This window comes from Stenotrophomonas sp. STEN020, assembly GCF_056760195.1.
Genome location: NZ_JBRREI010000072.1, coordinates 1 through 20,124, shown reverse-complemented (window position 1 = coordinate 20,124; position 20,124 = coordinate 1). Strand labels below are relative to the sequence as shown.

Genomic DNA, 20,124 nt, shown 5'->3' with positions numbered 1-20,124 from the left:
GGCTTTACCGGTGAAGCTTCCGCCGAGCATGGCTTGGCTCTACCGTTTGAGCCCCTCTCCCGCTTGCGGGAGAGGGGTTGGGGTGAGGGCAGCTTTATGCTGGTAAAGCCTCTGCCGAGCATGGCTCGGCACTACGTCGCTCTGGCTCCATCGGTAGAGCCCTTGCCGAGCATGGCTCGGCACTACAGTTGCTTGTTACTTGACGCGGCGCAGGTGCGGGCCGCGCTTGTTGAACGGCGGTTGCCCGCGCCAATAACGGATCAGCAACCAGCCAAACAACATGCCGCCGAGATGAGCGAAGTGGGCCACGCCCGGCTGCCAGCCAGTGAAGCCCAGCAGCAGTTCAATCGCACCGAACACGATGACGAAGGTACGCGCCTTCATCGGGATCGGCGGGAACAGCAGCATCACCCGCTGGTTCGGGAACAACATGCCGTAGGCCAGCAGCAGGCCGAACACGCCACCAGAGGCACCCAGCACCGGGTTGTACTCACCGGCAAACGCAGCCACCAGCAACTGGCACAGACCAGCACCCACCACACAGACCATGTAATAGGTCAGGAAGCGTTTCTCGCCCCAGGTCGCTTCCAGCGGTGCACCGAACATGAAAAGCGCCAGCATGTTGAAGAACAGGTGGCCGAAACTGCCATGCAGGAAACCATAGCTCAGCAACTGCCACGGTTCGAAACCGGGCGAATCAGCAAAGAACTGCTGCGAGCCCAGCGGCCACAGCATCAGCTGGGTAAAGATGCCCGCCGTCTGCGGAAGCTGCTGCAGCAGGAACAGGACGACGTTGGCGATCAACAACGTCTGGGTGATCTTGGGTAGGCGCGGGAACATGGTGGCATCCGGAGGAACTGTCGCCATGATAGCCGCAGCAGCTAGCCCGGGCCCCAGATCGCCTCGTCCAGGCTGCGCGGCGGTTTGGGCCGCTTCACCCGGCCGTTCTCCACCGCCACACCCTCGGCCCGCAGCCGTTGGCTCTGCTCGCGCCAACCGCGCGAGCCCTCGGGCATCGCAATGCGCCCGTCCGAGCGCAGCACCCGGTGCCAGGGCAGCTCCGGGTCGTCGTTGCTACCGAGCAGGCGCGCCACCAGCCTTGCCCTTCCGGGCAACCCGGCCTTGGCCGCCACTTCACCGTAGCCCAGCACCTGTCCGCGCGGGATGGCGCGAATCGCCTCAAGGATGCGTGCATGACCGGCGGCGGTACTGGCATCAGGGCTCATCGCTTCTTCGCCACTCCGCTGCCCACCAGCAGCACGCCCAGCAGCACCAGCACCGTCCCGGCGCTTTGCCAAATGCCCATCGGTTCGTCGAGCAGCCATACGCTGAGCACAATTGTGGAAACCGGGCCCAGCATACTCACCTGCGCGGCCAGCGAGGAACCAATCCGCTTGACCCCGACCATGATCGCCAACACCGGCAGTACCGTGCAGACCGTGCCGTTGAGCAGTGACAGCCAATACACCGGCGGCGCATACGCCCACAACGCATCCCAGGGTTGAAACAGCAGGTACTGACCGATGCACAGCACGCAGGCCACCATGCTGGCGTAAGCGGTCAGACGCACCGCTCCAATCCGCACCACCGCCTGGCCACTGCCGAACAGATACACCGCATAACTCAGCGCACTGGCAAACACCAGGCCCGAGCCGATCAAGGTGCGCCGGCCTTCGAGCTGGATGTCATGACCAAAGGCCAGCAACACGCCGAGATAGCTGACCAACAGGGCTGCTACCTGGATGCGGGTTGGCCGTTGCTTGAGCACCACCAATGCGATCAGCACCACCAACGTGGGGCTGAGATACAGGATCAGCCGTTCCAGCGTGGCGCTGATGTATTGCAGGCCGAGGAAATCCAGATAGCTGGACAGGTAGTAGCCACTGAAGCCGAGCAGCAGTACCCGCCAACGGTCGCCGACCGACAGTGGCTGAGCGCGCCGCGCCGCCCACATGCCCATGGCGATGAAGAACGGGAACGCGACCATCATCCGCAGAGCGAGCAAGGCAGTGGCGTCGGCACCGTGCCGGTAGGCGAGCTTGACGATCACCGCCTTGCCGGACGCGGCGATGGCGCCAGTAGCGGCCAGCAGCAGGCCGCTGATCAACAGGCGGCGCGAGCTGGTGGGTAATGTTGGCGCGGCCACAGTGGCCTCGCGCTGGCTTGGAGCAGTCACGGTGTTGCGGCATCCGGGGGAGATGGCTTTCTATTATGAGTGCTGCGGGATTTGGGCGTGGCGACTGGGTAGGACCAGGGTTTTCACCGGAGTAAAAGCAAGATCAACCGCACCCCTCCCCAACCCGCCCGGCCCGAAGGCCTGGCCTTCGGTCGTTCATCAGGCCGCGCGCCAGTGACGCGCAAGCAGGCCTTCTTCACCCCCTTGCCTTCGGCAAAGGGAGGGAGCCGAAGCATTGCCCGCAACCACAGGATCAGCCTCCTCCCTTGCGCGCAGCGCAGGGGAGGATTGAGGAGGGGTGCCTTTTGCGCTGTTGCTGTTGCTACCCAGCCCCTCACTTCAACGCATCAAAACAACTTCCTCAGCCGAAGTCGGATGGATGGCCACCGTCTCCTCCATCTGCCTGCGCGTCACACCAGCCTTCACTGCCACCGCAAACCCTTGCAGGATCTCGTCAGCACCCTCGCCCAGCAGATGGATGCCAACCACTTTCTCGCCCTCGCCAGCACAAACCATTTTGAACAGGCTGCGCACCTCGCCCTGTCCCAGCGCCTGCAGCATCGGCCGGAAGCGGCTGTAGTACGTGCTCACCTTGCCAAAGCGCTTGCTCGCCTCTTCCTCGCTCAGGCCAACACTCCCCAGCGGCGGATGCGCGAACACAACACTGGGGACGTTCTCGTAGTCGAGTCTGGCCTCAGGCTGCCCACCGAGCACCCGATCCATCAGCCTGCGCGCGGCTGCAATCGCAACCGGAGTCAAGGTCACCCGGCCGGTAACGTCGCCAACCGCATAGATGCCAGGCACCGAAGTGTTCTGGTAGTCATCCACCTCGATCTGGCCCTTCTCGCCCAGCCTTACGCCAGCCTGCTGCAAGCCAAGCCCCTTTGTGTTCGGGCCACGGCCGGTGGCGAAAAGCACCGTATCGAACACAGCCTGTTCCGGGCCGTTGTGCAGCTGCGCGCGGATCTGTTGCTGCTGCCGCTGCAGCGCTTCCACCTTGCAGCCGAAGTGCAGCTCTACGCCCTGAAGGCGCAGGTTCTCCGCCAGCTGGTCTGATACTTCCGCGTCAAACCTATCCAGCAAGCGCTGCCCGCGTACCAGCAAGGAAACCTCGCTACCCAAGGCACGTAGTACCCCGGCAAGTTCCACCGCGATATAACCACCACCTACCAAGGCAACGCGATCCGGTCGTGCCTGCAGCGCAAAGAAATCATCCGAAACACCACCCAACTCTGCGCCAGGCAACTCCGGCTTGAGCGGATGCGCGCCGGTAGCGACGACGATGTGCTCGGCGCGAAACTGGGTGCCGTCCTCGCACTGCACCGTATGCGCATCGATCAGGTGCCCACGATTGCTGATCCGCACCACGCCGGTTTCATCCAGCCGCTTCTGATAGCTGGCGTGGATATTGGCGATGTACTGCTGACGCCGATACAACAGGGTCGACCAGGTCAACTCCGGTTCGGCAGGCACATCGAAACCGATCCGCCGTGCCAGCCCAATGCGCTCGGCCAGGTCCGCGGCCAGCCACATCGCCTTCTTCGGCACGCAACCCACGTTCACGCAGGTACCACCCAGCGGCGCAGGCTCCAACATCGCCACCTTGGCGCCGTAGGATGCTGCGCGGAACGCGGCAGCCAAACCGCCCGAACCGCCCCCCAACACCACCACGTCGTAGTTGCGCGCACTCATTGGAAGCGCTCCACGCGATACGGCGCAGGATCGATTGCGGGCGCGTGCCCGGTTATCAAATCAGCCATCAGTTGTCCGCTCCCACTGCTCATACTGATCCCGAGCATGCCATGACCAGCCGCTAGCCAGACGTGAGCATGCAAGGGCGAGCGTCCCAGTATCGGCATGTCATCCCAGGTCATCGGCCGCCAGCCATACCAGCGCTCATGTATGACCTCACCGATTGGCTGGCGAAGGTACTGCCGCGCTGCCAGCTCCAGTGCCTGCAAGCGGGTTTCATTCAAACGCCGGTCCTGCCCGGAAAATTCCATCGTGCCACCCAGACGCATCTGTTCAGCCCAGGCAATGACGAATACCGAACGATCCTTCAGCACCACCGGCCGGCTCGGAACCTGCGTCGGGCAACTGCCAGTGATGGAGTAGCCTTTGCCTGCCTGGATCGGGACGCGCAGCCCCAACTTGGCGGCCAGCCGTGGCGACCACGCGCCGGTCGCCAGCACCAGTTCACCGCTATCACGGGCACCTCGATTGGTCTGCACGCGCACACCCTGCCCGCGTGGCTCGAATGATTGCACCACGCAGTGCTCTTCGATCAGCACGCCGCGTGCACGCAGTACCCGTCCCAGTTCGGCGGTGTATCGGTCCGGACGCAGACTGGCATCGCCTGGGAAACGGATCGCGCCGACCACGCCATCATTGAAGGCGGGCTCAGCACGAACATAGTCGCTGCCATCGATGATCTCGGTGGCGATGCCGAGATCTGACAACGCGCCGCATTCGGCCGCGTAGGCGTCGAAATTGCTTTGCTGGCGAAACACATAGTCCAAGCCCTTCTCGGCGAACTCGCAATCCAGCTGGTAGCGCAGCACCCAATCGGCCAGACGTTGCCGGGAGTCGTTCAACAATGCGGCACGCCCTTGCGCGCTGTGTAGCCAGTCCTGTCGATTGCAGCGCGTAGCGAACTTCAGCAGCCAGCGCCAAAGAGCAGGATCAAAACGCGGCGGAATATACAGCGGCGCCTGCGGCGACAACATCCAGCGCAGTGCACGCTGTGGCACACCAGGTGCCGCCAACGGTGGCGCATGGCTGGGGGTGATGGTGCCGCAGTTGCCGTGTGAGGTCGCACCGCCCAATGTGCCAGCGTCAATCACCCGCACCTGCCGTCCCGCTTCGGAAAGTGCCAACGCGGTGGCCAGACCGGTGGCACCGGCGCCAACAACAAGAACATCGTCTTTGGGTGAGTTCACCCGGCTATTTTATTGCCGCCAATGCATCAGCGCCGCAGTGGTGGCAATTGCAAGTATGTGAACCCCCGCCACAACCACTCCACAGGCCCATACTGGAAACGCCGCAACCATAGCTGGCTGAGCAGTACCTGCACAGCGAACAGACCTACGGCAAACAGTAGCTGTGATGCGCGCCCTACCTGCTCAAACCAACCCAGGCCATAGCCGTAGAAGACCAGGGTGCAGACCAGCGATTGCCCCAGGTAGTTGCTCAAGGCCATGCGCCCCGCTGGCGCCAACCATTGCAGATGGCGGCTCCAGCGCACGCCCCAGGCCAGATAACCAAGACACATCAGCAAACCTGCCACTGCAGTCAGCGCGTAGGCGCCGGCGCTGCGCATAGTGAATTGTCCCGGGGCGTTGTACGGCAGCACCCAAACGCTCAACAGCATCACCGCCAAACCAACCGGCAGCAGCAACCAGCGCAAGCCTGCCCACAGCCGCGGATAGCGGCCGGGCTCGGCAATGGCACCACTGCGCGCAAACCATGCGCCGATCAGGAACATGCCCAGCACCTGCGGGCCGACCAGCAACAGCGCGCCCAACGAGGCACCCACGTCCTGCAGCCGCTGTGCAATTGCCTGCAGGTAGCTGCCCTGCCCGTAAGCCTGGCGCTGCGCCTCGATTGCAACCCTCGCTGCTTCGGCCTGCGCAGTGGCGGCATCGGCCGGCACGAACTGCATCAACGCGCCCAGCAACAACATCAATACAGCTGCGCCCAGATAGGCCATCGTCCCCAGCGCGGGCAACCAGCTGCGCGGCGCCTCACGGAAGGCCAGCAATACGAAAGACAGTAGTGCGTAGGCGACCAGAATGTCACCTGACCACAGCAGCAGCGCATGCAGCACGCCGATGATCAGCAAACCCAGGCTGCGGCGCAGATAGAATCGGGTGAAGTCGCGCCCTGCGATGGTGGCCCGCTGCGCCATTACCGCGAAACCAGCACCGAACAGCAGCGAGAACAGAGTGAAGAACTTGCCCTGCACGAAGATGTAGACGAACGCATCGGCCCAGTAGTCCCGGCCCAGCCAATGCGGATCGATACCGGTGAATGACATGTCCAACGGACCGCTGAAGGCCTCGATGTTCATCAGCAGGATGCCGAACAAGGCAAAGCCGCGCAGCACGTCCAAAGTAGCGATGCGCTCATCGGCCGCCACAGGCTGGAAAGCAGAAGTAGACAACGACGACATCCTTCAGCAACAGGTGCGCGATTAGAGCACGCAAGCCAAGGTAGTGCCGAGCCATGCTCGGCAGAGGTTTGCCCAGCGTTCTGTAGTGCCGAGCCATGCTCGGCAGAGGCTTTACCCGCACAGCCCCTGCCAAGCATGGCTCAGCACTACATGGGACCAACGCAGAACGGCCCGCTTTCGCGGGCCGTTCCGGTGCTGCACTGCTTTGCGGCAAGCGCTTAGTGCTGGTGACCGCCGTCGCCGTGCACGTGGCCGTGCTGCACTTCTTCTTCGCTGGCTTCGCGCACTTCGATGATTTCCACGTCGAAATGCAGGTCCTTGCCGGCCATCGGGTGGTTCAGGTCGACGTCAACCACGGTCATGCCGACCTTCTCGACGGTGACCGCGCGCGGGCCGAAGTTGGTCTGCAGGATCACCTGGGTGCCCGGGATCAATGGGGTCTTGCCGAAGTGCTTCTTCGGCACACGCTGGGTCATGCCCTCGCGGCGCTCGCCGTAGGCCTCGGTCGACTTGACGTCGACGCCGAAGCTCTCGCCCGCTTCCTTGTCCATCATCGCCGCTTCCAGACCCGGGATGATGTTGCCGTGGCCGATCAGGATGGCCAACGGATCACGGTCCTTGGAGCTTTCAATCGGCTCCTGGCCGACTTCGGAGACGGTGTAGTGGAAACGGACGACGCGGTCTTTTTCGATCTTCATGCGCAACTCTGATAAATGGCTGCCCGCTGGCAGACGTTGGGACGGCTTGTCGGCCGCCGGGGACGCCGCCATGATGACGGCCTTCTTAGGTGGCGCATTATCCGGGCTCCATGCACATCACGCCAGTTCCCCGCTTCCGCTCGTGGCGCCTGCCGGCCACGCTCCTGACCGCCGCGCTGCTGACCGCCTGCGGGCACAGCCCGCCGAAACGGACGGCCGCACCCAATCCGGCCCGCAATTACTCGCCAGTCGCCCCCGCCGACCCTGCGGCAGCTGCCTCGGTGCTGATGCGGGCCTTGGGACTGGTTGGCACCCCCTACCGCTACGGTGGCAATACACCGGAGTCCGGCTTCGACTGCAGCGGATTGGTCACTTATGTATACCGGGACATGCTGGCACTGAACCTGCCGCGTACCTCGCGCGAACTGGCTGCCATCCAGGGGCCAAAGATCGCGCCCGACCGTCTTACCGCTGGTGATCTGGTCTTTTTTGGCAATAAAGGTAACGTCTGGCACGTAGGCATTTATGTCGGCGAAGGGCGTTTTGTACACGCGCCCAGCACCGGCGGAACGGTCCGCTTGGACCACCTTGATGGGGCCTATTGGCGCGACCATTACACCGGTGCGAAGCGGGTATTGCGGTAAAACGAGACTTTCAGCACGAAAAATAACGATTTGTTAACGAAATTTGTACCTATCCTCACGTTTCGCAAGGCATGATCCCCCATCGACTTTTCCTAGTGACTGCCGCGTGACGACTGACAACACGTCCCATCCGAGCCAGCCAAAGATTGTTCCGCTCACCCTCCGCCGCCTGATCTGCGCTGCGGCACTGGCTCTGGCCAGCCTGCCCGCCCTCGCTCAGAGCGCCGATACCGCCCCAGCTGCCAAGCCGGCCGCGGCCAAAACCGAAGCACCGCGCAGCAAGGCTGATAGCGCTGCCACCGCCACGCTCGCCGCGCTGCTGCCGCATCTGGCCGCCAGCGACACCATTCCGCTGATGGACCGTTCGGCGATGTTCGCCGGCGATCTCAGCCGCCTGATTTCCGCTTACGACGCCTCCAAAGGCGTCTCTGCTGCCACCGAGGCAGCACTGGCCAACGATTCCGACGGCAAGGTGCAGTCCATCCTGCGCCGCGCCATGACCCTGCTGGGCACCCCGTATCGCTGGGGCGGCACCTCGCCGGATGCCGGCTTTGATTGCAGCGGCCTGGTCGGCTACGTATTCCGTACCGCGCTGGGTGTCGAGCTGCCGCGCGTATCGCGCGAAATGGCCAGCCAGGCCAATGCCGAACTGATCAATGACCGCGCGTCACTGGCCGCCGGCGACCTGGTGTTCTTTGGCCGCAAGGGCCGCGTTGACCATGTAGGCATCTACGTTGGCGAAGGCCGCTTCCTGCATGCCCCGAGCACCGGCAAGGATGTCCGTACCGATACCCTGCTCACTGGTTACTGGGGCGACAAGTTCATGCAGGCCCGCCGCATGGCGCTGTAAGCGCCCTGCCGGCAACTACCTGCCAAGCCGCAACCTTCGGGTTGCGGCTTTTTTATTGTCATGCCTTTTCACATCACTCTCCTTGCACAAAAGTTAATACGAACATCACTTCTGCTACCTGCAACAAAGTGCCAAATACGATTGCACATGCGCGAAACACAGGTATATGGTGACGCCGAATGGAGGAGTGACCAGGCATGGCCGCAACATCTGTGTCAAGTACACGTTGTGTGATCTGGTTTGGAAATCCGGGGGCAAGAGAGAAAGTGATGCTGGCTGCGGATGGCTGGCAGGTGCGAACGGTACTTCCCCAGCAGCCCGCCGACATTGGCATGCGCGGCGGCGACACGGTGGTTGGCCTGATCGATTTCCGCACCAGCTCGGAAAGTGAGCTGGAGCGTATCGGCAAGCTGACCGCCGAGCATCACCATATGCCGCTGTTTGCCATCACCCCTGCCACCGATGACATCGAAAAGCTGCCGCGGCATCCACTGCTTGCCGCCTGCCGCCAACAATTCCCACACCCGCCGGATCTGAAGGAACTGCTACGCGGGCTGCAGGGCCTGAGCAATGAGGTGCCACGTCCAGCCAGTGAAGATGTGCTGGAAACCCTGCTCGGCGAGAGCGAGGTGATGCTGGTCATGCGCGCCACCCTGCGCAAATACGCGCCGGTGGATCTGCCGGTCCTGATCACCGGTGAAACCGGCACCGGCAAGGAGGTAGCCGCGCATGCATTGCATCGCCTATCGCCACGCAACGGCAAACCTTTCCAGGCGATCAACTGCGGCGCCATTCCTTCTACCTTGATCCAGTCGGAACTGTTCGGTCATGAGCGTGGAGCCTTCACCGGCGCCACCGGCCGTCGCCAAGGCCTGTTTGAAACCGCGCACACCGGCAGCGTGTTCCTGGATGAAATCGGCGACCTGCCCCTGGATGCGCAGACCAGTCTGTTGCGGGTACTGCAGGAGGGCACGATCGAGCGGGTCGGCAGCAATCAGCCCGTCCCTGTAGATGTGCGCATCCTCGCCGCCACTCACGTGGATCTGGAACGTGCGGTCGAAGAAGGGCGCTTCCGTCGCGATCTCTACTACCGTCTCAATGTGCTGCGTCTGGCGATGCCACCGCTACGCAAACGCGATGGCGACATTGAACTGCTTTCCCGCCAGTTTCTGCGCAACTTCCGCACCCGCCACCCCACCCGCGCGCGCGGCTACACCACTGAAGCTCGTCAAGCGATGGACCGCTTCCCATGGCCCGGCAATGTGCGCGAACTGCTCAACCGGGTACAGCGGGCGGCCATCACCGCCGAAGGCGAGTTGATCAGTTGCGCCGATCTGGAGCTCAATCAACCCGCGAATGGCGCCCAACTCAGCCAGGCACGCGGTCATGCCGAACGCGAAACCCTGCTGTCCTGCCTGCAACAAAGCCAATACAACATCAGCGCCTGCGCGCGATTGATGAAGGTCTCGCGGGTCACCATCTACCGGATGTGCCGCAAGCACCACCTGGAACTGGAAGCGCTGCGTTGATCGACTGAACGCAGCGCCTCCTCCCTTCATCCACGCTCATCCTGCACACATCATCACAACATGTAAGGCACCTTGAATGCCAAGGTGAAATCCGGTGCATCCGGCGTCAGGCCAATGCCCAGCATGCTGACAAAGGTCGCCTTGGATGTCAGCGCATAGGTCACACCCAGGTTGAGTGTGCCCGCGTTGCCATCACTACCGATCACCTTCATCCACTTGCCGTTCTTGTAACGCGTGCTGGCACGTGCACTCATGCGATCACTGAAGGAAATACTCAGGCTGGTGCGCTCATTGAATGCAAATGCCACACCTGCGCCGAAGTAATACGAGTTACCCAGATTCACCTCACCAGGATTGACCGTATCCGGATTGGCATCGATGTCGTCGAAGCTGCGCTTGAACGAGCGCACGTAACCGATGTTGCCGAACAGGATTGCCGGGTCCGCACTCTTCACCGCCGACAGGCCGATGTTCGCCTGCCAGAGACCGTTGCCGGTCGGCTGTTTGGACGGCACCGCGAAACGGATGAAATCATCATCGTCGCGCTCGATCACCTTCCAATCCAGACCATAGGGCTCACGCCCCGTCGGCGCGGTGATACCACCGGTCAGGACGGTCTCCGGGCGCCAGCCGCGCTCACCAAACAGCTTGTAGTTGGCGCTGACAGTCACATCGCCAATACCGGTGCCATGGGTTTCTTCCTGCGCGATGGCAGCCGCCGAACCACCCGCGCCGCCCTTCTGGTAGATCGTCTTGCGGGCAATGTACGGCACATCCAGATTCAAGGTCAGCCGCGGATTGAGACCCCAGCGCGCTGCAAAATTGTAGGTAAGCGAATCGGACTCGACGTTCTCGATGGCGATATTGCCGAGGAAGATCGCGTCCAGCGCAAGGAAACCATTGAGGGTCAGCTGTTTGCGGTCATAACGTGCGTAGGTGATGCTGTTTTCCAACGTGAGCTTTTGGTTGAACAGTGCGGATTGTTGTTGCTTCACATCATCAACACTGCGCCGCGCCGCTTCCTTGGCCTGCTGCGCTTCAGCCGCACTGCTGGCATAGCCCTCACCAGCCGGCGCTGCCGCCGCTGGCGGCGCCGTAGCAACCTGAGCAGGCGCTGCCTCGCCCGCGGGATGCGGCGGGGGCGGCAACGCCTGTGCAGTCTTGCCACTGACCCGCGCCTGGATTGCCTGCACCTGCATGTCCAGCTCGCGCAGACGCCGCACTTCCTGGGCGTAGCTGGCTTTGAGCGCCTCCAGCTGTGCCACCAGTGCCCTTACGTCCTCTGCATCCTTACTGCCGGTTGTCGCCTCCTGCGCCATCACCCGTGGTGAAGCAACAGTCAGACTCACCAGCGCCGCCATCGCCAGTCGTTTCATTGTGTCGTTCCTCTACGTTGAACTCGCCAAAGCACGCGCCAAACGCGTGCTCACTGCCCGCCTATCCCGCCAATCCCCCGATTGAGCGTGATGGCCTGTGCCACGTTCTGGGCCAACGGCAGGTTCCCCGCCATCGACTCCCTTACCAGATCAATCTGCAGCCGATTACTGACCAACTGGCCATCGCTGGTCAACTGTACGCTTTGGCCAACACTGCCACTACGTAGCCACTGTTGCACCGCACCTTGCCCCTGGATGGTCAGCTGCAAGCGTGCCGCATTGCCGTCAAAGCTGGCTACGGCGCTTGCGTCACCCGACTGTGCCGTCGCATTGCCCGCTACCGAGCCACTACTGCCCGGGACAATGCCATCGTTGCGTACATTCAGATGCATCACATTGCTGGCGCGGTTACCGTCACCGGCGATCTGCACGCTCTGGCTGACACCGGCCACGTTGTTCAAACCGCTGCCATCGATACTGCGTCCGCTGGCATCAGGCAACGGTGCGTTGGCATCGGTGATGCTGACGACAGGCGTGAACGTTACCTTCGGTACGTTGCCACCTTTGCTGAAATCCATGCCAAGCGTCATGGCGCCCTGCAGGCTCTGGCCAGCCGTGGTCTGCCAGGTCGAGATCATGGTCACCCCGAACCAAGCCACCGCATTGCCACCCACGGTATAGCGGCCACGCATCAGGTTGAGCTCCGGGTCGGGTATTTCGTGCAGGCCTTTGCCCGGCTTTTGCGGTGTCTCCGCGCCAAGCGCTGGCAGCGCGACACTCAGCGCCAAAGCCAGCAGGGCGAATTTGATTGCGCTCATCACAACACTCCTTCAGAACAGGTCGGCATGGCTGAAGCCAAAATCAACCAGCTCCGCATCGGTAATGGGGTTGGCCCCTTGGCGTGCATACAGCGCGCGTGCACTGGGCCTTTCACTGGGTTGCAGCAGCACTGTATTGCGATCAAAGTCGCTGCCTATGACCACGAATACCGCGCGCGACGGCCAAGCTTCAAGAAATTCCGGCAACGGCACAACGCGGTTGCCGAGAATCGGATCAGCGACCTCGGCCATGCCATCACGTATCTGCTTGAGTACGACGAAGTGGCGGAAGCCACGTACATCCATCAGCACCAGACTGGGAACGCGCAGGTTCATCAGCCGCTCCTCATCAATCCGGTAACCGCGACCACGCATGCCCAAGGATTCCACGTAACGCTTGATATCCAGCAACGAAAATCCGCGTTGCTTTACCAGTTCTGGATCAGCAACTCCCATCATGCCCTCGATCACCGTCGCCTCGTCGGTGTTGAGGTGGTACGCATGCTTGAGGATTGTCGCCAAGGCCGCAGCACCGCAGCTGTAATCGGTCTGCTGCCGCACCAGGTTACGAAAGCGCCGCTCCTTCATGCTCTCGATCTTGCCGCTGTACAGGGCACCATTGGGTAGCACACTGCTGAATGCCACCTCGCCTGCATGCAGCAAGCCCGGCGACAAGCTCAACGCACAAGCCAACAGCAGCGAGCGAGCAAACATGAGCGTAGTACCTCCAGAGCGCCGGAAGGTGGGAGCCCCCTCCCGGGGGAGGGGAATGGGGGCTCCCGGAACCCGGTCATTGGCGGATGGCCGGGTTTGTTACGCTAAGCCAGCGCGTCATCCTCACGGATGACGCATCCGGTTACGGCTCGTTACCGCCGCCACCACCACCGGTTGACGGCTGTGCAACCGCCAGCGCGAGGCTGTTGGCCTGCAGGTTGCCGGTGCCCGAGGACACGTTCACACCGATGTTGCCGGAAGCGTTGGAGAACGCCGAGCCCGACAGACTGGCGGTGTTGGTCGCATTGACCGCCACCCAGTCAACCGTGGTTACTTGGCCACTGAGGCTGGCCGTCAGATCAGCAGTTCCCATCTCGCTGAACTTGAGGTTGCCCTTCTCATCGGTATCCCACGCCATGCCGCCCACGCCCGGACGGTTCGGATTGGCGACGGCACCCTGGGTCTGGTTGTCCCAATCAGAGTGACCGAGCTGGTCGCCGGCCGGATGCGTGTCGCCACTCCAGTTGTCCGGATAGAAGTTGGTCTTCTGGTAGGAGTTGCCGGTGCCAGCGTACTCGCCAGTGCCGGTGCCCTTGGTGGTACCTGTCACCTTGCCGCTCAAACTTACGTTGACGGTGCTGACCATGCGGTCGTAGTAACCGTTGTTCTCGACCTTGTTGCCACTCGAACTCTGGTTCGAGCTGATGGTCGAGGTGGCATAGGCGCTGGTGGCGACCGAGGCAGCCAGAGCGTTCTTCTGCTCGTTGTTGTTGCCCGAGGTCACGTTGACGCCGATGTTGCCTGCTGCGCCGGAGAAGGCGTTGTCGCCGATACCAGCGGCATTGGTCACGCCATGATTCCAGGTCATGTTGTTCATGCCAGCCTGGTTCACGAACACTTCGGCGTCAGCCATGCCAAAGCTGAAGGACGCATCGGCAGCGGACAGTGCGGCAGCATTGTCCTGGGTGTTGTTGTCGCCGGCAGCCACGTTGAAGCCAAGGTTACCCGAGGCATCGGAACCCACGTCATCGCCGATCGATGCGGTGTTGTCCAGCAAGCCATTGCGGGCGTGGTTGTTCGAGACCGACTGACGGTTGTCAATGAGGGCAATCGCGGCCGAATCCAGATCGATGTTGCCGGTAATGGTCGGATCACCGGAGAAGTTCACGTCCGAGCTCAGACGGATATCCTTCTCGAGGTTCACATCAACACCGTGGTTGTTCTTTTCCTTGCGCTCGTCGGCCGAGATGTTCGACGTCTTCTGCACGTTTTCGGTTACGGAACTGCTGGTTTCGGTATTGGTCCGCGTATCCGTGTAGTTACGCGTGTCGTTGTAGCGCAGGCGAGCTGCGGCATCCAACTTCAGATCAATGTCGGTATCGACGTTGGTATTGGTGTGCGTGCGCGTCTCATTCACGTTGTGCTGGTGATTGATGTTCGCGCTCGCGTTCTGATCATCCGCCGCATTGGCTGCCGCGCTGAAGGTCAGCGCGGAAACCGCCATGGCGAGTACATTCCATTTGATCGCTTTCATGGTGCCCTCTTCAGATTTTCTGATGCATCGGGTGGATGGAGCTGTGCTCACGGGGTGCCCTGCACGGAGATGCTGAATCTGTTCTCCGTTGCATTGCCTGATCCCGCGATCTGATTGAGTTGCAGTACACCGTCAAATCCGCGCAATGCGGATGCCTCCACACCTACCCGTCGGGTAGCGCGTGGATCGGTGACGATGGACTGCCCCCCTGCCGACGCGAGCACTTCGGATGAAGTCATGGCCTCATCACTTGCCTCGCGTATGCCCTGTGCGGCCAGTGTCGCGGTGACGGAGTTCAACTCCGCATTGCCACCGCCACTGGCCTGATTGATTGATGCAATACCGCCGGCACCGGCCAGCGCATTGCCGCCGATGGTGGCCGTGGCCTGCATCGGTGAATTGAAAAGATTGGACTGGCGCTGCTGCAGGCTGCGGACACTGGCCGATGCCTGCTGGCCATTGGCCATGCTGTGCAGGTTGGCCTGCAGGTTGAGATCACCCGCTGCCTGATTGACCTTGATCGAGCCATTGGCGCCAGCCAAGGCCCCCCCCTCAATCCGCGTGTCAGTGGAGAGATAGGACAGCATCCCGCTGTAGCTGTCAGTGCCCGATTGCGCGTGCGCACTACCCACAAGGGCAAGCGCGACTACAAACAGGGCAGCGGGGATGGGGGCGAAGGAGGCGTTCACTTGCCACCCGGCCCGGCCGGCTGGCCCAGCGGGAACTGCGCCAAGGCGCCACGCACCTGGTCGCCAATCCCGCGCGTTGCACCGCCCACCGCACCCATCGGACCACCGATGGCACGTGACAACTGGCCTCCGGACAACATGCCGTCATCGCCGACAACGCGCCCCAAAGTGCCGCCCACCATGCCGGTGGTTACCCGCTCGACCGTGGTCTGGCCATGCCCGGCCAGCTGACTGCCAGCCACGCCCGAACCCATTGCCGCATAGTCGTCATCACTGAGCTCGCTCATGCCACCGACCCCCAAGGCGGAGCTAAGCTCCTTGCGCGGTGAGGGATCGGCAATCAAGGCCATGCCTGGCGGTGCCATGCGGTAAGCCGGCCGCGTGGAGACATCACGCAGCAGCACGATCTCACCCGGTTGTGCCTTTACGCCCTGGCGTGCACCCGAAGCCATTGCGGCCTCACTGGCGACAGTACTGGCCAGCAGCAATCCGATCAGGGCGGCATAACGATGTAGGGTCCAGCTGTCCATTGCGTCGTCCACTCGTACCAACGCGAGTGATAGAGCAGCATCCGTGCCAAACAATTATTACCTGCAAAAACAATTGGTTAATAACTAACCCTGGCAACTGCAGGTGTATCCATGTAACAGCAGTACGGCTATCAGATACGACGTAGGGCAGCACGGATAGAGCCGCAAAAGGCTGACGTGGTCTAGCTTTCACACCGCTGTATCAGCCTTGTTACAGACCAGTGTTACACCTGCTACAAGCAACAACCGTCGACATGAAAAAGGCCGGCAATGCCGGCCTTCTCCTTACCTCGCAGCAACAGCGTCACTAATCCAGATGGCGTCCATTCGCACCAGCGCCCATCGCCGGCGTACCCGCAGCGTCGTATATCTGCTGGTCAAGCAGGCCGGTTTCCTTGGCCACGATCACCGGCACCACCATCTGCCCGGTGACATTGGTCATGGTGCGCATCATGTCGAGGATGCGATCGATGGCATATAGATAACCAATCGCCTCCAGCGGAAGGTTGGCCGCGCTCAGCACCACCGTCGCCATCACCACCGCTGTACCTGGCACACCAGCCGTACCAAAACTGCCCAGCACCGAGGCGATCAGCACGATCACGTATTGTTCCGGGGTCAATGGCACGCCGGTGTATTGGGCGATGAACACCGCACACAAGGCCGGGTAGATCGCCCCGCAACCGTCCATCTTGATGCTGGCACCCAAGGGCACTGCGAACGAAGCGTAATCCTTGTTGACGCCGAGGTTGTCGCTGATCGAGCGCATCGCCACCGGCATCGCCGCAAAGCTCGACGAGGCAACGAATGCCACCTGCATGCCAGGCGCCGCACCACGGAAGAACTTCCAAGGGTTCAGGCCATGGGCAAGCAGCAGGCTGCTGTAGACGATGACGATATGCAACGCGCAGGCCACGTACAGCGCCAGCACGAAGTTGCCCAGCGGCAGCAGCTTCTCGAAGCCGTAGCTGCCAACCAGGCCGGCGATCAGGCCGAAGGTACCCAGCGGCGTCATCTCCAGCACGAAGCGGGTCACCTGGATCATGATCTCGCTCATCTGGCCGACCAGCTTGCGTGCCTCGTTGACCTTCTCGCCCAGCTTGACCATCGCAAAGCCGAGCAGACCGGCGAAGAAGATCACCGGCAGGATCGAGCCGCGGCCCGCCGCCAGCACCTGTTCACCGGCGGCATTGGCCTTGGTGCCGATGCCGGCCAGCGCGTAGAACACGTTGGACGGAACCACATCCATCAGCACCTTGGCGATCGAGGGCACGTCACGCGGGGTGTAAGCCGTATCCACCGCCAACTTCAGGCCACCGGTGCCGGGTTGCATCACCGTGCCAACCAGCAGGCCGATGCCCACCGCCAACGCAGCGGTGATGACAAACCACAGGAAGGTGCGGCCACTGAGCGCAGCCACCGACTTCTGCCCGTGCAGCGAGCCGATCGCATTGATCACCGCGAAGAACACCAGCGGCACCGCGATCATCTTGATCAAGGTGACGTAGAGCTCACCCAGCGGGCCGAAGAAGGTCTCGGCGGCCGGTCCCAGCGCCCAGCCAGCCAGCGCGCCCAGCACGAAGCCACCGACCACCCGCTGCCAGAAGGGGATCCGCAGCCAGGCAGAAACCACATTCATATCGTCAATCCGGAAAACAAATCGAAGGTTCCCACGATAGCGCAAGGCCTCAGCCAGCACGATGCCCACACAGAAAAGCTGCGTGTCATATGCATGCCTTCCACGCTTGACCATAATGGCAGTCTGTATTCATCCAGCGGTAACAACCCCGATGCAAAAAGCCTGTTTCCTGTCCGCCGCCCTGTCCACCCTGCTGCTTGGCGCCTGCGCCAGCACCAGCCAGCAGTCCGGCCCGGCCAACGCCGTCAGCGTTGACGTCCCCCATATCACCCGACCGGACGGGGAAACGCCGCAGTGGTGGTACCGCGACGGCGCCGCCCGCGCCGCCGGCAATGGCGCCATGGCAGGCAAGGCCAAGAACGTGATCCTGTTCCTCGGTGACGGCATGAGCCTGACCACCGTGGCCGCCGCGCGCATCCTTGAAGGGCAGCGCAAGGGCCAGCCGGGTGAAGAGAACCTGCTGTCCTGGGAGCGCTTCCCGGCCACCGCGTTCAGCAAAACCTACAACACCGACTCGCAGACCCCCGATTCGGCCGGCACCATGACCGCCATCACCACCGGCGTGAAGAGCCACATGGGCGCCATCGGCGTCAGTGCCGGCAGCCGCAACAATTGCGCCGACAGCCTGCCCAAGGGCCTGCTGACCTGGCTGCAGCTGGCCGACAGCGCCGGCATGGCCACCGGCATCGTCTCTACCGCGCGCCTGACCCACGCCACTCCGGCGGCTACTTATGCGCACTCGCCCGAGCGCAACTGGGAAAACGACACCGACCTGCCGGAAGCAGCCAAGGCCGCAGGCTGCGTCGACATCGCCCAGCAACTGATCTCCACCTCGCGCTACGGGCAGGGCCCGCTGGTCGCGCTCGGCGGCGGCCGTGGCCAGTTCACCACCGTCAACGAGCAGGACCCGGAATACGCCGACAAGGTCGGCCTGCGCCTGGACGGCCGCAATCTGGTTGCCGAATGGCAGGCCAAGCATCCGCAGGGCGCCTACGTCTGGAACGCAGACCAGCTCAAGGCCGCTGGTAATGCGCCAGCCCTGCTGGGCTTGTTCGAGCCCGATCACATGCAGTACGAACAGGATCGCCCCAAGGACCCGGCAGGTGAGCCATCGCTGGCCGAACTGACCCGCGCTGCCATCGCCAACCTGTCCAAGCATCAGGAAGGTTTCGTGCTGATGGTCGAAGGCGCGCGCATCGATCACGCCAACCACAGCGGCAATGCGGCCCGTGCACTGGGCGACACCATCGCCATGTCTGATGCGGTCAGGGCTGCCGTTGAAGCCACTTCGGCCGAAGACACCTTGATCATCGTCACCGCCGACCACTCGCATACCCTGAACTTCGTCGGTTACCCGGCCCGTGGCAACGCCATCCTCGGCAAGGTCAAGGACAAGGGCGGCGAAGACGGCATGGGCGCACTGGATCTGGCCCGCGACGGCATGGGCATGCCCTACACCACGCTGAGCTATGCCAATGGCCCAGGCTATACCGGCGCCAGCAACCAGCAGCCGGCCGGCCCGAAGCGCTTCCCGCACGGCCCGAGCAGCTTTGAGGCGGCCAACGGCCGACCTGACCTGACCCACGTCGACACCGAGCACCCGGACTACATGCAGGAAGCGCTGGTGCCGTCCAAGAGCGAATCGCATGGCGGCGAAGACGTCGGCATCTGGGCACGCGGCCCGGGCAGCAAGGCGGTGCGTGGCACGATGGAACAGAACACCATCTACCACCTGATCGTGCAGTCCACCCCGCGCCTGCGTGAGCGTCTGTGTGCCCTGGGCACCTGCGATGCGCAGGGCGTACCGGTCGAACTGCCGCAACCGGTCAAGTTCGAGCGCAAGGCGCAGTGAGCCAAGGCCGGCACGCTGCCGGATGGCCAGTGGCAGCATTGCTGTCACTGGTCACGGCGCCAGCGATCGCGCTGGCCAACGAAGCCTGCTACCGGATGGACACCGATACGTTCAAGATTCTGGAGGGCTGCAAGCGGGCCAGCGATGGCACGCTGATCGTCAGCGAAACGGCGCTGGCGCAGCTTGAATACGATGCTGATGGGCTGACCTCGGTCATTGCCGGCAAGCAGCACTACTACCTGCGTCGCGACGGCCGCCATCTGCCGGTGATCACTTACGACAACGGCCCGGATGCCTTCGAAGAAGGCCTGACCCGTTCCATGGTCAATGGCCAGATCGGCTACTACGACCGCCAACTGCAGCCTGCTTTCGCCGCCCGTTTCGATTGGGGCTGGCCATTCAAGGGCGGCGTTGCCGAAGTCTGCCAAGGCTGCGCGCCGGGCAAACCAGACCCCGGCGGCCACACCGCCGTCGAAGGCGGCAAGCACTACCGCATCGATCGCCAAGGCAAAGCCCTGCCCTGACCAGGCTCTGCACGACTTTGTAGGAGCGGCGTCAGCCGCGAAGCTGGCATCAATGAAATCACCAGCCGGCCTGCAATCTGAAGGGATATCTGCTTCGCGGCTTACGCCGCTCCTACAAAACTGCAGGCGTGCCTCAACACAAAAGCAGCGTAGTGCCGAGCCATGTTCGGCAGGGCCTCTACCGATAATGCCCACAGCGGAGCATGGCTCCGCTCTACAAGGGCCGCCAGCCCATAACCACCGGATTCCCCCGGATTTGTAGGAGCGGGGGGGGGGGGGGCGGGCGCGGCGGGGAAGAAAAAAAAAAAACCCCCGCCCCAACGAATAGGACCGACGCTGGGGGGGGGGGGGGGCGCCCCCCCCCAAACCAAGCGCACCAA

At 62.5% G+C, this 20,124-nt stretch carries 19 protein-coding genes; 5 read left to right on the top strand and 14 right to left on the bottom strand.

The genetic code is table 11. The features are described 5' to 3' along the window. Positions 1–195: 195 nt before the first annotated feature. The 7 genes from ACVOLZ_RS20260 to ACVOLZ_RS20230 all read right to left on the bottom strand — a co-directional run bounded on the left by ACVOLZ_RS20260 (position 196) and on the right by ACVOLZ_RS20230 (position 7,045). Complete coding sequence (locus ACVOLZ_RS20260; RefSeq protein WP_481517699.1) at positions 196–840, bottom strand: rhomboid family intramembrane serine protease; 645 nt, start codon at positions 838–840, stop codon at positions 196–198. Positions 841–881: 41 nt separating this feature from the next. Next, on the bottom strand, positions 882–1,325 hold the full coding sequence (locus tag ACVOLZ_RS20255; RefSeq protein ID WP_481517697.1) for an MGMT family protein: 444 nt from the start codon (positions 1,323–1,325) through the stop codon (positions 882–884). Further along, on the bottom strand, positions 1,223–2,146 hold the full coding sequence (locus ACVOLZ_RS20250) for a DMT family transporter (RefSeq protein ID WP_481517698.1): 924 nt from the start codon (positions 2,144–2,146) through the stop codon (positions 1,223–1,225). The genes ACVOLZ_RS20255 and ACVOLZ_RS20250 overlap by 103 nt, the downstream gene beginning before the upstream one ends. Before the next feature lie 369 nt (positions 2,147–2,515). Beyond that, the gene (gene gorA, locus ACVOLZ_RS20245) at positions 2,516–3,868 is read right to left on the bottom strand and encodes a glutathione-disulfide reductase (RefSeq protein ID WP_481517696.1); all 1,353 of its coding nucleotides are present in this window, start codon (positions 3,866–3,868) and stop codon (positions 2,516–2,518) included. After that, a complete protein-coding gene (locus ACVOLZ_RS20240) occupies positions 3,865–5,115 on the bottom strand; it encodes an NAD(P)/FAD-dependent oxidoreductase (RefSeq protein WP_481517695.1) in 1,251 nt (416 codons plus the stop codon). Before ACVOLZ_RS20240 ends, gorA begins: the two co-directional genes overlap by 4 nt. Before the next feature lie 26 nt (positions 5,116–5,141). Then, the gene (locus ACVOLZ_RS20235) at positions 5,142–6,347 is read right to left on the bottom strand and encodes a DUF418 domain-containing protein (protein ID WP_481517694.1); all 1,206 of its coding nucleotides are present in this window, start codon (positions 6,345–6,347) and stop codon (positions 5,142–5,144) included. Positions 6,348–6,565: 218 nt separating this feature from the next. Continuing rightward, entirely contained in the window at positions 6,566–7,045 is a 480-nt protein-coding gene (locus ACVOLZ_RS20230; RefSeq protein ID WP_481517693.1) for an FKBP-type peptidyl-prolyl cis-trans isomerase, read from the bottom strand. 110 nt (positions 7,046–7,155) lie between these two features. On the opposite strand from ACVOLZ_RS20230, the gene ACVOLZ_RS20225 reads away from it, so the two are divergent. The 3 genes from ACVOLZ_RS20225 (at position 7,156) to ACVOLZ_RS20215 (ending at position 10,068) form a co-directional block, all read left to right on the top strand. Beyond that, positions 7,156–7,689, top strand: a complete 534-nt coding sequence (locus tag ACVOLZ_RS20225; protein ID WP_481517692.1) for a C40 family peptidase — start codon at positions 7,156–7,158, stop codon at positions 7,687–7,689. Positions 7,690–7,795: 106 nt separating this feature from the next. Then, a complete protein-coding gene (locus tag ACVOLZ_RS20220; RefSeq protein WP_481517691.1) occupies positions 7,796–8,539 on the top strand; it encodes a C40 family peptidase in 744 nt (247 codons plus the stop codon). A gap of 197 nt (positions 8,540–8,736) precedes the next feature. Beyond that, positions 8,737–10,068: a sigma-54 interaction domain-containing protein gene (locus ACVOLZ_RS20215; protein WP_481517690.1), complete on the top strand. Its 1,332-nt coding sequence runs from the start codon at positions 8,737–8,739 to the stop codon at positions 10,066–10,068. A gap of 53 nt (positions 10,069–10,121) precedes the next feature. On the opposite strand, the gene ACVOLZ_RS20210 is transcribed toward ACVOLZ_RS20215, so the two are convergent. The 7 genes from ACVOLZ_RS20210 to ACVOLZ_RS20180 form a co-directional block, all read right to left on the bottom strand. Next, positions 10,122–11,444 (bottom strand): transporter, encoded by a 1,323-nt coding sequence (locus tag ACVOLZ_RS20210; protein WP_481517689.1) that lies wholly within the window; start codon positions 11,442–11,444, stop codon positions 10,122–10,124. A 50-nt stretch (positions 11,445–11,494) separates the two neighbouring features. Beyond that, positions 11,495–12,262 (bottom strand): hypothetical protein, encoded by a 768-nt coding sequence (locus ACVOLZ_RS20205; protein WP_481517688.1) that lies wholly within the window; start codon positions 12,260–12,262, stop codon positions 11,495–11,497. 12 nt (positions 12,263–12,274) lie between these two features. Continuing rightward, a complete protein-coding gene (locus tag ACVOLZ_RS20200; protein WP_481517687.1) occupies positions 12,275–12,976 on the bottom strand; it encodes a C39 family peptidase in 702 nt (233 codons plus the stop codon). A gap of 142 nt (positions 12,977–13,118) precedes the next feature. Then, positions 13,119–14,510 carry an adhesin gene (locus ACVOLZ_RS20195; protein WP_481517686.1) on the bottom strand — a complete coding sequence of 464 codons (1,392 nt, stop codon included), beginning with the start codon at positions 14,508–14,510 and terminating at the stop codon, positions 13,119–13,121. Positions 14,511–14,557: 47 nt separating this feature from the next. Next, positions 14,558–15,199, bottom strand: a complete 642-nt coding sequence (locus tag ACVOLZ_RS20190; RefSeq protein WP_481517685.1) for a hypothetical protein — start codon at positions 15,197–15,199, stop codon at positions 14,558–14,560. Further along, a complete protein-coding gene (locus ACVOLZ_RS20185) occupies positions 15,196–15,729 on the bottom strand; it encodes a hypothetical protein (RefSeq protein ID WP_481517684.1) in 534 nt (177 codons plus the stop codon). The genes ACVOLZ_RS20190 and ACVOLZ_RS20185 overlap by 4 nt, the downstream gene beginning before the upstream one ends. A gap of 307 nt (positions 15,730–16,036) precedes the next feature. Then, on the bottom strand, positions 16,037–17,368 hold the full coding sequence (locus tag ACVOLZ_RS20180; RefSeq protein ID WP_481517683.1) for a dicarboxylate/amino acid:cation symporter: 1,332 nt from the start codon (positions 17,366–17,368) through the stop codon (positions 16,037–16,039). Between the two features lie 151 nt (positions 17,369–17,519). Here ACVOLZ_RS20180 and ACVOLZ_RS20175 point away from each other — a divergent pair, with 151 nt between their 5' ends. Then, the gene (locus tag ACVOLZ_RS20175) at positions 17,520–19,220 is read left to right on the top strand and encodes an alkaline phosphatase family protein (protein WP_481517682.1); all 1,701 of its coding nucleotides are present in this window, start codon (positions 17,520–17,522) and stop codon (positions 19,218–19,220) included. Between the two features lie 29 nt (positions 19,221–19,249). Continuing rightward, positions 19,250–19,744: a WG repeat-containing protein gene (locus ACVOLZ_RS20170; RefSeq protein WP_481517681.1), complete on the top strand. Its 495-nt coding sequence runs from the start codon at positions 19,250–19,252 to the stop codon at positions 19,742–19,744. The last annotated feature ends 380 nt before the right edge of the window (positions 19,745–20,124 follow it).

Bases quoted from the DNA above. Each gene is read 5' to 3' on its own strand.
- ACVOLZ_RS20260 (WP_481517699.1), bottom strand. From the start codon at position 840: ATGTTCCCGCGCCTACCCAAGATCACCCAGACGTTGTTGATCGCCAAC.
- ACVOLZ_RS20255 (WP_481517697.1), bottom strand. From the start codon at position 1,325: ATGGCTGCTCGACGAACCGATGGGCATTTGGCAAAGCGCCGGGACGGT.
- gorA (WP_481517696.1), bottom strand. From the start codon at position 3,868: ATGAGTGCGCGCAACTACGACGTGGTGGTGTTGGGGGGCGGTTCGGGC.
- ACVOLZ_RS20235 (WP_481517694.1), bottom strand. From the start codon at position 6,347: ATGTCGTCGTTGTCTACTTCTGCTTTCCAGCCTGTGGCGGCCGATGAG.
- ACVOLZ_RS20230 (WP_481517693.1), bottom strand. From the start codon at position 7,045: ATGAAGATCGAAAAAGACCGCGTCGTCCGTTTCCACTACACCGTCTCC.
- ACVOLZ_RS20225 (WP_481517692.1), top strand. From the start codon at position 7,156: ATGCACATCACGCCAGTTCCCCGCTTCCGCTCGTGGCGCCTGCCGGCC.
- ACVOLZ_RS20215 (WP_481517690.1), top strand. From the start codon at position 8,737: ATGGCCGCAACATCTGTGTCAAGTACACGTTGTGTGATCTGGTTTGGA.
- ACVOLZ_RS20210 (WP_481517689.1), bottom strand. From the start codon at position 11,444: ATGAAACGACTGGCGATGGCGGCGCTGGTGAGTCTGACTGTTGCTTCA.
- ACVOLZ_RS20205 (WP_481517688.1), bottom strand. From the start codon at position 12,262: ATGAGCGCAATCAAATTCGCCCTGCTGGCTTTGGCGCTGAGTGTCGCG.
- ACVOLZ_RS20200 (WP_481517687.1), bottom strand. From the start codon at position 12,976: ATGTTTGCTCGCTCGCTGCTGTTGGCTTGTGCGTTGAGCTTGTCGCCG.
- ACVOLZ_RS20195 (WP_481517686.1), bottom strand. From the start codon at position 14,510: ATGAAAGCGATCAAATGGAATGTACTCGCCATGGCGGTTTCCGCGCTG.
- ACVOLZ_RS20185 (WP_481517684.1), bottom strand. From the start codon at position 15,729: ATGGACAGCTGGACCCTACATCGTTATGCCGCCCTGATCGGATTGCTG.
- ACVOLZ_RS20180 (WP_481517683.1), bottom strand. From the start codon at position 17,368: ATGAATGTGGTTTCTGCCTGGCTGCGGATCCCCTTCTGGCAGCGGGTG.
- ACVOLZ_RS20175 (WP_481517682.1), top strand. From the start codon at position 17,520: ATGCAAAAAGCCTGTTTCCTGTCCGCCGCCCTGTCCACCCTGCTGCTT.